Genomic DNA, 14,198 nt, shown 5'->3' with positions numbered 1-14,198 from the left:
TCTGAGTGATCTCATAATCCATTCGGATCCATCCATCTGCTGCGGACGCATTTTCGGCAAATCCGCGTCTCCCATGACCCAGGCCATCAGGCTCATGATTGGGCAAGTTATCAAAATTCCTGCGAGCCCCAAACCCAATCTCAAGCCGCCAAGAGGGGGGCATCATGACGGGTTGGAATTCACTGTCGATGGCGTCACCTTCGCGTCGACAAACGGATTGTTCGCGGAGTGAATTGACCGTAACAATTCGGGATAGACGGCTGTCGCCTCCTGCCAGGGATCGCCATCTTTTCACAAATCACAATCGCCGTCGATGCGTCCCTCGGCACACCATCGATCCAACACATTTTACGAAACAGGACCCAAACTCTTGCCCTCGGGAATTCGAAGATGCCAGTTCTCCAATGTCGATTCCCGATCCAAAGCCATCGGCTCCACACTCCCTGTTCTTCATCGACAAGGCGCCTTAGATACTTTATCCACGAGCGTCCAGCCATCTTCCTCACGTTGCTAATAGCGGGCCGAGGCCGCCTTTTCGACCGGCTCCGCCCCGGCTAAATCGTCATGAACATCACAAAACAGACTGAATCGAGCCGAAAAAAACCTGCAAATCATACTTGAACCCCCAACAGAAAAGGTCGATTCGAGTCGCCAGTTCGACCCAGCTCTTTTCCCATGAGATTTTTCCCCCGCGGAGTCTTTTACCAAGTAAGATGATCGCAAGCGACCTTGCCCACACAGGAAACAGATCTTTTCCGAGGCGAAATCTTGCCGAACGGAGGTCGCTCAATGTAGAATTCGTGGGGCCTGTCATAATATCGAGGTCGATGCAAGTTCGGCACTTCTATCCGCTGGGACGACCGTGAGGAGAAAAGTCGTCATGATTCAAAATACCATTTTAGTGATTCTCGGCGTCGCAGTGACCGTCGGAGTCATTTGGCTATACCGTGTTCTGTCTGGATATCGTCGTGAAGCACGTTTGGAATCCGCAAGGAAACAGTTTTGTTTGCGACGTGAATGGCTGGAAGCAGATTTTCTCAACGCCGCTTCTGCGACCGGGCGACCGCGTGGCTTAGCGTGGGTCGATTGTGATTTTTCCAATGAAGTTTCGTTTGCTCGGGACCGCAAAAGTGGCGATTTGACCGCTTTGGTGGGTGTTGCCATCCAATTCGAGGCGATCGAGGGAGGCGGCATGGAAGAAGTCGAAGCGGTCGGAAACCAGAAGGCGGCTACCGCCGTCTTTCGTCACAACGGATCTTGCTGGTCCACCGACGGTCGAGCGATTTTCAATCTGAATCCTTTGGAGGCGATTGAGTACTATCAGAGTGACTTGGAGATGGTTGATTAGTTGTTTCGACGTCGAGCCACGGCGGGTAATCGGCTTGATTGGCAATCGTTGGCCGGATCACACGGCAGCCAATGTTTGCTAACTCCGCGGTAAGTCGCTGAAAGACTTGCTGGGTTGGCGCGACGCCAATGATCGCCCCCCCCGACCCCGCAAATTTGGCACTTGCTCCGGCTTGTCTGGCACCATGAATCATTTCGATCTGGCCGGGGTGCAATTCGCAAATCTGATTTCGCAAGTCAAAATTGGCATCAATCGCGACCGACAGTTTTTGCGGATCACGATTTTCAATCGCCGTCCGAGCATCATCAGTCAGCCGGGCAAATTGAGTCATTGCTTCCACAACCTCAGACTCACCTCGACGATATCGATCGCGAAGATTATTGTGAAACACTTCGGTAGGCTCACTTAAATCGGTGCGGAATGCCAAGTAAATCGGAGGCAATAGGGCGGGATCCAAAGGTTGGTAGACACCACATTGAAAGCCTTCAATCACCTGCAAACTTTGGCGACTGAAGTCCATTGCAACAAGTCCCTCGTAGACTTGCATGACTCGGTCTTGGAGGCCCGCTCCGATACCAAGTTCTTCGGCCTCGACGGACAAAGCCAGCGAAGGTTGGACTCGCAAATCAATTCCCACTTGATAGAAGTCCATCAAACATCGCAAGGTCGCGACGATAATAGCACTCGATCCGGCTAGACCGACTTGGCGTGGAATATTGGACGAATAACGGATCGAAAAATTTTGCTCATGCAGGGTGTGTCCCTGGCGCTCGCAGTATTCGACAAACTTCTTGATCGTCGCCTTGACCAAGCGGACCCCACCGTAGTAACCATGCAAGGCCACATCGCGGCTTAATTCGCGCACATTCCGAAAAGTTGACCGGTCTTCTTGACTGAGAATAATCTCCAATTGGTCCCATTCGTAGAGCACAACTTCTGCCCAAAAATCGCGAACACTGATCGAAATCGTCTTGCCATTGTAACCGTCGGAAGGATTGCCAATCAGTCCAGCTCGGGCATACGCTCTTCGACGCAACAACTGCATAGTCAATCCTCCGCATATTCCGAGAGGATTTTCCGGATGTGTTGGGCCACAGAGGGCCCGTACTGGGAGTCGGCCAAAGCCGCTTCGATAAACGCTTGATAGTAAGACTCAAAGTTACCCACATCGTATCGTTTCTCACCCGGCGCGAGTTGCACGCCCAGGATTCGCCCGCCTTCTTTGATGATCATCCGCAACGCATCGGTGAGCTGAATTTCGCCTCCCTTACCCGGCGCGGTACGACTGAGGTAGTCAAAGACACTCGGACGGCAAATATAGCGAGCGGCCACGGCCAAATTGCTTGGCGCCTGATCCACGCTCGGCTTTTCAATCAAGTCCGACAGCTCGAAAACATCTCCTGCTTCACCGCGTGGCTGAGCGATCCCGTATTTAACCACCTCTTCGTGGGGCACCTTTTGGAAGGCAATCACCGCATCGGCACCCTCTCGATCGAAATGGTCAATCATCCGTCGACAGACATCCGAGCGACTATTGAGACCGAGCAAAGAATCGCCAAGAGCAATCAGAAACGGCCGTTGCCCGACAAAAGGCCTGGCACACATGACCGCATGCCCAAGCCCAAGTTGACGTCGTTGCCGGGTGTAGAAATAGTCGATTTTCTCACGTTCAAAATCGAGTTCGGCGAGAAGATCTTCTTTCCCTGAATTACGCAGATGACGAACCATCTCCAAATCGATATCGAAATGATTTTCAATGGCCGTTTTACCCGGTCCGGTCACGAACAGCATTTCTCGGACACCCGAATTAGCCAGCTCCTGAACCACGTGCTGTACTGTTGGACAACGTCCAAGTGGCAACATTTCCTTAGGCTGACTTTTCGTCAGTGGTATTAGGCGTGTCCCTCGCCCTGCAACAGGAATCACAGCGACATTAACTGGCATAGAATCAACCTATGACTGAATTGATTTCGACGGAATTTTCTGCCTCTACCAGCCTAAAGGAAAACGTAACGAAAACGACGAACTGATTTAGGATTTTAACAGTTTTCGCAGCACCGCCTGAAGGATTCCACCGTTTCGATAGTAATCCAACTCAACCGGAGTATCGATTCTCACGATCGCGGGAAAGCGGATGGTTTGCCCCTCGGCGGTCGTCGCCGTTACCTCAATCGTTGCACGTGGCTGGAGTTGGTCATCCACCGGGACGTCAAAAGTTTCTTCGCCCGTCAATCCGAGAGACTGCCAAGTCGCGCCGTCAGAAAACTCTAATGGCAGCACCCCCATACCAACCAGATTACTGCGATGAATCCGTTCATAACTGGTCGCAATCACCGCGCGGACTCCGAGCAAAAATGTCCCCTTTGCGGCCCAATCCCGGCTACTGCCAGTACCGTACTCTCGCCCAGCCAGCACCACCAAGGGAACCCTGTCCACCTTATATTTCATGGCCGCATCGTAAATCGCCATGGTTTCACCGACAGGCAGATGTCGAGTCCAGCCGCCCTCAGTTCCAGGCGCGAGCTGATTTCGAATTCGAATGTTTGCGAATGTGCCTCGCAACATCACACGATCGTTTCCGCGTCGCGATCCGTAGCTGTTGAAGTTCTTAGGATCAACGCCCTTTTCAATCAAATACTTGCCAGCGGGACTCTCTTTGGCGATCGCTCCTGCAGGCGAAATGTGGTCGGTCGTCACCGAGTCGCCAAGCAGGGCCAACACTCGGGCATCCTTGATCGCTTGAATGGGCTCCGAGTCGGGAGTTAAGTCAAGCATGAACGGAGGCTCTTGGATGTAAGTACTCTCGTCTTGCCATCCATAAAGCTCACCACCACTTACCGAAATTGCATTCCAACGCTCGTTACCCTCAAAAGCTTGAGCATATTCTTTCGAGAACATTTCAGGTTGGACCGAACGATCAACGATCTCGGCAACTTCGTCTCGAGTCGGCCAGATCTCCTTTAAATAGACATCTTTTCCATCCACACCCTGCCCGAGAGGCTCCGTCGTCAAATCAATATCGGTTCGCCCCGCCAGTGCATAGGCGACAACCAGTGGCGGGCTGGCGAGATAATTGGCTTTCACGAGCGGATTGACGCGACCTTCGAAGTTACGATTTCCACTCAAGACGGAAGAAGTCACGAGCTCTCCATCAGTGACTGCTTTCGCAACCGCATCCGGTAGCGGACCGCTATTCCCAATACAAGTCGTGCAGCCATAGCCGACGGTATGAAAACCAAGTTTTTGCAGTGAATTCGTAAGTCCTGCTTCGTCCAGGTAGTCAGTGACGACCCGCGAACCGGGTGCCAAACTTGTTTTGACATAACTGGGCACCGTGAGCCCCCGCTCGGTCGCCTTTTTCGCCACCAAACCCGCGGCCACCATGACGGATGGATTACTCGTATTGGTACAGCTGGTAATCGCTGCAATCACCACAGCACCATGGCCAATCGGCACCGCTTTACCATTCTCGACATCCGCGGTCCGATTTAAGTCCTGACCCGACAACCCAAATCCCCGTTCGTTGACGGGAGCTTTCAAACTCTCAGAAAAAGACTCCTTCATCGAAGCAAGTGAAATACGATCCTGAGGTCGTTTAGGACCGGCGAGGGACGGTTCGACGACTCCCATGTCCAGCGAAAGGGTTTTAGTGAAAGTCGGCACCGTAGAATCATTCGTTCGGAACAGACCTTGTTCCTTCGTATACCGCTCGACCAGTTGAACTTCCTGAGACGTTCGTCCGGTGCGCGTCATGTAGTTGAGTGTCTCCCCATCAACAGGAAAGAAGCCCATGGTGGCACCGTACTCGGGGGCCATATTGGCAATGGTGGCCCGATCCGCAAGTGACATTCGGGAAACCCCCGCACCGTAGAATTCAACGAACTTGCCGACAACGCCTTCTTTCCGCAGCATTTCCGTGACGGTCAGGACCAGGTCGGTCGCCGTCGCTCCTGCCGCTAATTCGCCCGTCAACTCGAAGCCCACGACTTCAGGCATCAGCATGTACAACGGCTGGCCCAACATGACGGCTTCCGCTTCAATTCCTCCCACGCCCCAACCGACCACGCCTAAGCCATTAATCATAGTCGTATGGCTATCGGTTCCAACCAGCGTATCGGGAACGGCCACCAATCCCTGAGCATCCTCACGCAGAAAAACTCCCTTTGCCAAATACTCGAGATTAACTTGATGAACGATTCCAATGTTGGGTGGAACCGCGCGAAAATTGTTCAACGCTTGCTGCCCCCAACGGAGAAACTCGTACCGTTCGCGATTTCGTTGAAACTCCAAATCGACGTTTGCTTCGAGCGAATCAAACGTACCAAATCGGTCGACTTGTACCGAATGATCGATGACGAGATCGACTGGAATAAGCGGATTTATCTTTTCGGGATCACCACCCATCCGAGCCATGGCACTGCGCATGGCCGCCAAATCGACCACGGCGGGAACTCCGGTAAAGTCTTGCAATACAACTCGGGACGGCAAAAATGGAATCTCACTTTTCGCCGGAGCAGCGGCCTGCCAAGAGGCCAGTTTTTTCACATCCTCTTGGGTGACGACATAGCCATCACAACAGCGCAGGACAGCTTCCAAAAGGATACGGACGCTGTATGGCAACTTCGATATCTCTCCCAAACCGGCATCTTCGAGACGAGAAAGCCGATAAATCGCAGCCGGCCCATTACCGGTTTCGAAAGAATCTCGGGCGTTAAAGGGATCAGTAGCGTTCACAGTCATGACGTAAACCTTCGCACCTCTTATGGTTGGGAGAGTCGAACGATTGCAGCAGCAGCAAGACAACAGAGTAGCGTGACGGTGCACGACCGCACCCTATCTCCAAGCCAGCGCTCGGCGGCAGCAAATCTATTTTGCCCGCATTCTACCCAAACTCGACGAGTCTCGTTAGTACGCGGTCGCGGCGAATTCGGTCTCGATTGCCAGTCTCGGGCGTGATATGCTCTGCGACGAAGGGGCCCTGTAAAAGCCGCCGTTTCGCCCAAGCGGGTCACCTGTGTTTGACCATTGACAAGAAAAAGATGATGTCGAAATGACCAATATCGACCAATTTGAAAGTGTGTTTCGATCCGCCGACAAAGCACAATTCGTATTGGAAGAAGTCACCTTTCAACGCGTGTTGGTGGTCACCGACCTCGACCAGCAAGGTGCCGAGGCGTTCGTCGATCAAATCCAGCAGTTCCTACAGACACTGAATCGGCCGGAAATCAAGTGGACTCTTTTGACTCGAGATGACGACACCTCAATTCAACATTTGCTGAAAACCATCGATGACGCGCGCGTCGATTTGATCTGCACTTACCGCAACCTACATCTCCCTGTGGTTGAGCATCCCCACAGTCTTGGCGTTCACCTCGACGTGCTAACTCAAACAACCGCGCAACCCGTTCTTGTGTTTCCAAGCCCACACCGCACCCACCTTTCATCTTCGGACTGCTCAGCAAATGTCGTCATGGCAATTACCGATCACTTGGCCGATCAACCGTATCTCGTTAATGTTGCAGCGAACTGCGTGGGTGAGAATGGGGTTCTCTTGTTGACGCACATCGAGGACAAAACGGTCTTTGACAGATATTTACGAACGATTGGGCGAATCCCCGAGATCGACACTAACATCGCCTCTGAGGCGATCCTTAAACAGTTACTCAAAGAACCCACCGAATACATTGAAAGCTGCCGAGAGCGTTTAACGAAATCTGGAATTAGCTTCCGGATCGAATCGATCGTTGCACTCGGTCATCACCTCACAGACTACTCGGACTTGATTCGTCAACACGACGTTGAGCTCCTGGTGATGAACACCAAAGACAATGACCAACTTGCCATGCATGGTTTAGCCTATCCTCTCTCTATTGAATTACGTGATACAGCTCTAATGCTGTTGTAAGGAAACGACTTGCTCACGGATGAACCCCAAATGCCCATAATCCTCGCAAATCGTATCGAGCCAACGTCGCTTGGTGTCACGCTTTTTTTTGCGGTCTTGCTTGTTGGATTGATTACGTGCTTGGCGTTGGAAGAGAAAATTCACGCCAAGAAATCGATCATCGCCGGTGTGTTTGCGATCGTTTGTTTACTGGCAGGTTCGTTTTTCGAGATTCTTCCATTTCAGGCGGTCGTGGTGGGCAGTCATCACCTGATCTCGCACAGTGAGGTTGCGGGGGAATACCTTGTCGAAGACGGCGAGGGGGGAACGGACGACCAAACAGCACAAGAGATTCGCATCACTCCTCTTCAGGACGAACGTTCATCGGCGACACACAGCGAACACCCAATCTATGTAGATGGACACCAAATCCACATGCCGGTCTACATCCCTGGCATCGACTGGGGCGTGATTGCGATCATCATGGGCTCAAGTTTGTTCGTTGACGTGACAAGCCGTTCAGGTCTGTTCACCTGGATTGCCATTCGAGTCACAAAAGCATCGGGCGGCGACCCCTTAAAACTATTGGCATCTTACGGAGTGATGACCGTCATTTTCTCCGCCGTGCTGAACAACGTGACGGCAATGATCATCGTGGGATCCCTGACGGCGGTCTCACTGGAGAAACTTAATCGACGACAGCAACTGCTCGCATTCCTGTTTCTGGAGGGGCTGCTGACCAACATCGGTGGCTTGCTGACGCTGATCAGCTCGGTCCCGAATATCATCGTCGGCACCGCAGCCAATATTGACTTCGCAACCTTCTTCATCAAATCCTCACCGTTCGTCGCGGTCACGACGGCAGTCACCATCTGGATGGGGGCGAAACTATTTGGCATTCACTCATTAAAGACCGTCGACGAGCGAGAGTCGGCGCTGCGAACGGTGGCAGACTTCGACGAGAATGACGGGATCCAGAGCAGAGGATTCTTTTACTTTGCCGCCGTAATGTTGGCGCTGTTTATTGTGACAATTGCCACAACTTCCATCCTGCCGTATATCGATGATCTGCAGATGGGTTTTGTCGCATTGTCCTTTGCAGGAATCATGCTGCTGCGTTTTAAGTCGGAGGTCGATAAGTTCTATCGAGCCCTCGACTGGGATCTGCTTGGCTTCTTCATGGCGTTGTTTGTCGTCATCAACGTGATGGAGCACGCTGGGGTTCTGGATTTGATCGGGTTAGGTCTTGCCAAAGTCATCGAGCTCGGTGACCAAATTGGTACGGGCGCCATTCTCGTGTGTGCTGCACTTTTCAGTTCCGTGACGGACAACATTCCCCTCGCAGCCATGCTGGCCAAGATTCTGAAGGGCCTGGGGACACCCGACAGCTCGCCGCTTTGGTGGGCCGTCATTTTTGGTGCCAATTTGGGCGGAAACATCACACCGATTGGTTCGGCCTCGACCTTGGTCGCCGTTACCATCATGCACAAGCACGGCTTAACCGTGTCTTTCGCGAAATTTGTGAAAATCGCCCTCCCATTCGCTGCGTTACAAATTGCCTTGGCGACCATCTATGTGTTGGCGATACTTTCCTAATTCGCCTTTCGGCGCCGCTTTTCCGATTTCAGGGCGGCCCCACTCCGCGGGCAAGTCGGCCTCGATTAATTTGACCCTTACCCGGTCAAAACGTAGTGTTTTCACAAGGCGAGCGCCTTGCTGATCACCAACGACCTGGCCGCTGAGGAGACGAACCTGCCAATGTCCAATCCCTTAGAATCCTCCCCAGTCGCCCCCACGCTACCCGAACAACCGCTACGCCCGGAACTGCCCCTCCGCACCGCGCCTTCCCCGCAACGCTCTGATCGATCGGTCAGCAACGACGGCAACAACCCGGATAATCGTTTGGAAGGTCTGCTGAATCGCATCAACCACATTGCCTCGGGTGACGTCGAGGACGATGAAGGGCTCACGACCATCCAACCGGAACTCGAATATTCATCCACCGGCTTCATGCCAGCGGAACCAACAACCTTCGAAGAAGCCGGTTTAACAGAGACCCAAATCGAAGAATTGATCATGAAATTCTTGCTGGCCCGCGGTGATGCAGAGGGTCGTCAAGTGGCGGAACAGATCAAAATCCCGTTCGCACTGGTCGACCAATTACTGCGACGACTCAAGCACGAGCAGATGGTCGTCTATCGCGATCAGGCTCAAATCAACGATTATCGTTACCAGCTGACTGACATGGGACGGGAGCGGGCTCGACGATACAGCAACGACTGCAGCTATTACGGCGCGGCCCCCGTATCGCTTCGTTCCTACGTTGAATCGGTCAAGGCTCAAAGCCTGACGAGTCAACATCCGACCGCCAACGATTTGAAACGCGCCTTCGCAGACCTGCTGATTAACCAACAGATGTTTGCTAAGCTTGGTCCCGCCATTAACTCCGGACGCGGCATGTTTTTGTTTGGATTTCCAGGAAACGGAAAAACGAGCATTGCGGAACGAATCACCAAGTGTTTTGGTGACCACGTCTGGATACCGCGGGCGATTGGACTCGAAGGTGAAATCATTCGTGTCTTTGACCCCAATCATCATGAAGAAATTCATATTGAGTCGAATGGTGGATTACTCGCGGAGTCAAAAGCGGACAAACGCTGGGTCTGTATTCGCCGGCCAACAATTATCGTTGGCGGTGAACTGACCATGGAGCATTTGGAATTGCGGCAGAATTCAACGACCAACATCAATGAAGCGCCCATTCAGATGAAGAGCAATTGCGGCACCCTGGTCATCGATGACTTTGGTCGCCAACGGATGCGAACCGACGAATTGCTCAACCGATGGATTGTTCCTCTCGAAAAGAGATACGACTTCCTCAACCTTCCATCGGGCAAATCCATTCAAGTGCCCTTCGATCAACTGGTCGTCTTCTCAACCAACCTTGAGCCCAAAGATTTAGTCGACGACGCCTTTCTGCGTCGAATCCCCTACAAGATTGAAGTGGAAAATCCGTCTCAAGGCGAGTTCATCGAACTCTTCAAAATCATGTCACCGATTATGGGGATCGAGTACGACGATCAGACGGTGCGCTATTTGATCGAGAAACATTACACGTCGGTTAACCGCCCGTTTCGCTGTTGCCAGCCTCGTGACATTCTGTTGCAGGTCAGAAATCTAGCGTTGTACGAGGGTGAACAGCCCGAGATGTCGGAAGCCCGCATGGACTTTGCCGTCGAAAACTATTTTGCCGTCATGTAGAGACCACCCCAGACGGCTTAGCCAGTCATGAACGCCCCGGTGCTCTGAAGAGGACGCCACCCGGCCGTCACTAATGGCGACCAAACTCCAATTTCAGCTGCTGCTCACACGACTCGACACCCGGATTCAGCTCCTGATAGAGCAAGCTCGGCTGAATATCTTGATTGTGTTGATACTTGTCACTCTGGTATTCCGAGATTTCACCAACGGTCGTGTGGTAGGAAATCTGACAAATAGGAACCCCGGCGTAAATCCGGACAGGTTGAATCGCGTACATTTCCAATGTCCAGTAGCCGCAAAATCCCACATCCCCAAAGCCCGATGAAACATTGACAAACAAGCCAAGCCTGGAAATCGAGGAACGGCCTTGAATCAAAGGGACCAGTTGATGCGTCTCGGTACGTTCCGCGGTTCGCGCCAAGTAGAGCTGATTCGGACTCAACACCAATCCCTCGTTCGGAACGCCAGTCCTACGAACCCGATTTGGCGACCGCATATCCAGCACAACCTCTTCGTAGGTCATGATTTCATCATGAAGCGACAAGTTGTAGCTGTTGGGATTTAACTGATCTTCGTCGAACGGATCGATGACAATTTCGTTCCCGATACGTTTGCGAATCTCATTGCCGGTTAGAATCATGATCGCTTTCCGTCGCCACCCGAGCATTCCATCTACAAACATGAACCGATAGTCTATCACGGCTTGAACTCAGAACCACCTAAACTCCAATTCTTGGGCAAATATCGCGCATTTTGCACTGTTCGCAATCGGGCTTACGGGCCTTACACACTTGTCGTCCGTGATGAATCACGCGATGCGAAAAGATGACCCATTCTTTGTTGGGCAGTTGTTCCATCAAATCACGTTCAATTTTGACGGGATCCTTTTGAGTCGTCAGTCCCAATCGCCGACTAATGCGAGAAACATGCGTATCCACAACAACGCCGGTTGCAAGACCAAAGCCGGTTCCCAGCACGACATTTGCCGTTTTGCGTCCAACGCCAGGCAACTCAACAAGAAGCTGCAGATCCCGCGGCACCTCGCCATCGTAACGTTCCACGAGAGCCGTACAACAGCCCTTGATGTTTTTCGCTTTATTTCGAAAAAAGCCAGTGCTCTTCACCTCTTTTTCGATTTTTTTGAGAGGCGCTTTGGACAAGGCCTCCGCCGTCGGATATTTGCGAAATAACTCCTTCGTGACAATGTTGACGCGTTGATCCGTGCATTGGGCCGAGAGGATCGTGGCCACCAGCAGCTGCACGGGTGTCTCGTAATTCAAGGCACATTCGGCGACCGGATACTGCTTGCGCAGGCTTCTCAAGATACGGTTCACGCCAGACTTGATCTTTTTCTTGGCCACGACAGATACAACCCTCAAAATTGAACCCAAACGACGAACGATATTTTCGTGTCGCTTGGCTCTTCCATTCCGAAAGTTCGGCATTATAAGAATTCCACCCCTGCTGAGCGAGCGTCGTTTCGTTGTCCAAACAGCACCGATCGGCTATGATTCCCGTGACTCCGATCAAACGGCGATCTAAATTTTCTCTGACACACCATGTGCATCACCCAGAAGTCGGATAGCGTTTGGCGCCCACTCGCGAACCGTGCCGCTCTCCACAGCCGTTTTTGCAGGTTCCTCAGCATTTCACGGCCAAAAAGCTGCCGCCACACGCGAAAAGTAGGAGGAGTCCTCGATGAGATACGCTCAATCCAACACATTTCCCGCGGCATACGCCGAACAATCGGCCGCTCACGCCTTAGAATCAGACCGCATCGGCTTGATCCAGAGGACCTACTTGCACCTGGGATTGGCAATTCTCGCCTTTGTCGGTTTGGAATGCATCATCTTCACCGCCATTCCACAGGTAACCTTAGAACAGATCAGCATGACAGCAACTGGCGGCTGGAACTGGTTATTTGTTCTCGGGGGGGTCATGGGCGCAAGTTGGATCGCCAATCGTTGGGCCGAATCAGGCGCTTCCCGGCTAAAGCAATATCTCGGGCTGCTTTTGTTTGTTGCGGCGGAAGCGGTTATTTTTGTTCCACTGCTGGCCATCGCCCAGTTTCAGGTGGGGGGCTCGGTAATTGAATCGGCAGCCCTCACTACCCTGGTGACCTTCGGGGGTCTGACAGCGGTTCTATTTATTGGGCGATTTGATTTCTCCTTCATGCGAATGTTTCTCTTGTTGGGTGGAATCCTAGCAATGGGCCTGATCCTTTGTTCCATATTCTTCGGGTTAAACATCGGTACTTGGTTCTCGGTTGCCATGGTGGGCTTGCCAAGCGGATATATTCTGTATCACACGTCGAACGTGCTTCATCACTATCGCACCGACCAGGATGTGGCAGCGGCCCTTGCGTTGTTCAGCTCCGTCGCTACGCTGTTCTACTACATCTTGATTTTGTCCATGCGACGCGATTGAGAACCAAGGAATTTGCAGTTAACAGACAGCTTTCCCCCCCCGAACAAGCAATGAATAACATCGAATACGATCCGCGATACCTCCAGGGCATCCAGCTGTTCAATGAGTGCGAGTTTTTCGAAGCCCACGACGTTTGGGAGGAATTGTGGGCTGACGTCCAGGGGGATTCCCGTCGCTTTTACCAAGGGCTGATTCAAGTCGCCGTCTGCCTTCACCATTTTGGTAACGGAAACATTCGAGGATCGCGCAAGTTGTACCACACCTGTCGTACCTATTTAGTAGACTACGGCGATCACCACCTGGGCCTGAACCTGAAGAAATTATTGAGCGAACTTGAAGCGTGCTGTGCGGAAATTCTCGCTTCCGAAGAACAGTTTCCGAACATCGAAATCGAGCCTGACTTAATCCCTGAGATACATCTTAATCCGGCACCCAGTTAACGCTCGCAACAACGAGTTTTTACCGTTACAAGGCAACAGAAAAGGCGGAGCAATTGTCCGGATCCAATCTTGTCCCAAGCGATTTCAGCGGAATCACGCGACTGTTCCCATTGCACGATCTGGTGATGTTTCCACATGTGGTCCAGCCTCTACGGATCTTTGAACCACGCTACTTGGAGATGTTCGAGGACGCCTTGGCCAGCGATCAACTCATCACGATGACCCTGCTTGAAACCGGTTCGCAGTCCGAATTCACTGGGGAGCCGATCATTCGGCCCGTTTGTTGCCTGGGTCAAATCATTTCTCACAGCCAGCAAAAAGACGGTAGCTACCACTGTCTGCTTGCAGGACTCAAACGGGTGCTAGTGATTCGTGAACTTGACGAGGCCAAACTGTATCGATCAGCCAAGGTCGAACTCATCGATGATTTGTCTCATGGCTTCACGCCCGAGGAAGACATGAAGTTACAAAAGTCGCTCATCTCCGCCTATCGAACCATCTCGGTTGACGGAAGTACGACGGAGGAATCGCTGGAAAAATTGCTAAAAAGCCAGCTCTCGCTCGGGATGCTCAGCGACGTCATCGCCTACTCAGCTCCTCTGCAAATCACCCAAAAACAAAAACTCCTCGAAGAGTTTAATGTCAAGAGCCGCAGTGAAACGTTGATTGAATACCTGCAGCAACTTTCGGCGGTAAGCATTGGATCACAAATGACGTTCCCACCCGAATTCAGCGAAAACTAGGCTTCTTTCCTGCACAAGTTCATCGCCGGAACTCGCGGGTAACCCACTCCCCGAATTGAATCACATCCTCTAGGATTGGGGGTCTGAGTTGTCTT

At 52.2% G+C, this 14,198-nt stretch carries 12 protein-coding genes; 7 read left to right on the top strand and 5 right to left on the bottom strand.

Annotation, left to right across the window (positions count from 1 at the left end):
• Positions 1-880: 880 nt before the first annotated feature.
• Positions 881-1,348, top strand: a complete 468-nt coding sequence (locus P8N76_29040; GenBank protein MDG2385748.1) for a hypothetical protein — start codon at positions 881-883, stop codon at positions 1,346-1,348.
• Here the strand turns inward: P8N76_29040 and P8N76_29035 are convergent.
• The 3 genes from P8N76_29035 to acnA all read right to left on the bottom strand — a co-directional run bounded on the left by P8N76_29035 (position 1,287) and on the right by acnA (position 6,088).
• A complete protein-coding gene (locus tag P8N76_29035) occupies positions 1,287-2,393 on the bottom strand; it encodes a hypothetical protein (protein MDG2385747.1) in 1,107 nt (368 codons plus the stop codon). The genes P8N76_29040 and P8N76_29035 overlap by 62 nt on opposite strands.
• 2 nt (positions 2,394-2,395) lie before the next feature.
• Complete coding sequence (locus tag P8N76_29030) at positions 2,396-3,292, bottom strand: UTP--glucose-1-phosphate uridylyltransferase (protein ID MDG2385746.1); 897 nt, start codon at positions 3,290-3,292, stop codon at positions 2,396-2,398.
• Positions 3,293-3,379: 87 nt separating this feature from the next.
• Positions 3,380-6,088, bottom strand: coding sequence for an aconitate hydratase AcnA (gene acnA, locus P8N76_29025; protein ID MDG2385745.1), 2,709 nt, complete (start codon positions 6,086-6,088; stop codon positions 3,380-3,382).
• A gap of 310 nt (positions 6,089-6,398) precedes the next feature.
• Here acnA and P8N76_29020 point away from each other — a divergent pair, with 310 nt between their 5' ends.
• The 3 genes from P8N76_29020 to P8N76_29010 all read left to right on the top strand — a co-directional run bounded on the left by P8N76_29020 (position 6,399) and on the right by P8N76_29010 (position 10,493).
• Positions 6,399-7,253, top strand: coding sequence for a hypothetical protein (locus tag P8N76_29020; GenBank protein ID MDG2385744.1), 855 nt, complete (start codon positions 6,399-6,401; stop codon positions 7,251-7,253).
• Positions 7,254-7,283: 30 nt separating this feature from the next.
• The gene (locus tag P8N76_29015) at positions 7,284-8,828 is read left to right on the top strand and encodes an SLC13 family permease (GenBank protein ID MDG2385743.1); all 1,545 of its coding nucleotides are present in this window, start codon (positions 7,284-7,286) and stop codon (positions 8,826-8,828) included.
• A gap of 162 nt (positions 8,829-8,990) precedes the next feature.
• Positions 8,991-10,493 carry an AAA family ATPase gene (locus P8N76_29010; protein MDG2385742.1) on the top strand — a complete coding sequence of 501 codons (1,503 nt, stop codon included), beginning with the start codon at positions 8,991-8,993 and terminating at the stop codon, positions 10,491-10,493.
• A 70-nt stretch (positions 10,494-10,563) separates the two neighbouring features.
• Here P8N76_29010 and dcd read toward each other — a convergent pair whose 3' ends face one another.
• Both dcd and nth read right to left on the bottom strand, forming a co-directional pair.
• A complete protein-coding gene (gene dcd / locus P8N76_29005; protein ID MDG2385741.1) occupies positions 10,564-11,133 on the bottom strand; it encodes a dCTP deaminase in 570 nt (189 codons plus the stop codon).
• Positions 11,134-11,212: 79 nt separating this feature from the next.
• The gene (nth, locus tag P8N76_29000; GenBank protein ID MDG2385740.1) at positions 11,213-11,854 is read right to left on the bottom strand and encodes an endonuclease III; all 642 of its coding nucleotides are present in this window, start codon (positions 11,852-11,854) and stop codon (positions 11,213-11,215) included.
• Positions 11,855-12,191: 337 nt separating this feature from the next.
• Between nth and P8N76_28995 the strand changes: the two genes are divergently transcribed.
• From P8N76_28995 to P8N76_28985, 3 genes are read left to right on the top strand one after another with little or no spacing between them, the layout of a single operon-like run.
• Positions 12,192-12,920: a Bax inhibitor-1 family protein gene (locus tag P8N76_28995; protein ID MDG2385739.1), complete on the top strand. Its 729-nt coding sequence runs from the start codon at positions 12,192-12,194 to the stop codon at positions 12,918-12,920.
• A gap of 50 nt (positions 12,921-12,970) precedes the next feature.
• Positions 12,971-13,360 carry a DUF309 domain-containing protein gene (locus P8N76_28990; GenBank protein ID MDG2385738.1) on the top strand — a complete coding sequence of 130 codons (390 nt, stop codon included), beginning with the start codon at positions 12,971-12,973 and terminating at the stop codon, positions 13,358-13,360.
• Positions 13,361-13,413: 53 nt separating this feature from the next.
• Positions 13,414-14,103 (top strand): LON peptidase substrate-binding domain-containing protein, encoded by a 690-nt coding sequence (locus tag P8N76_28985; protein ID MDG2385737.1) that lies wholly within the window; start codon positions 13,414-13,416, stop codon positions 14,101-14,103.
• The last annotated feature ends 95 nt before the right edge of the window (positions 14,104-14,198 follow it).

This window comes from Pirellulaceae bacterium (genome assembly GCA_029243025.1).
Taxonomy (GTDB): domain Bacteria; phylum Planctomycetota; class Planctomycetia; order Pirellulales; family Pirellulaceae.
This window is presented reverse-complemented; position numbering and strand designations above follow the sequence as displayed.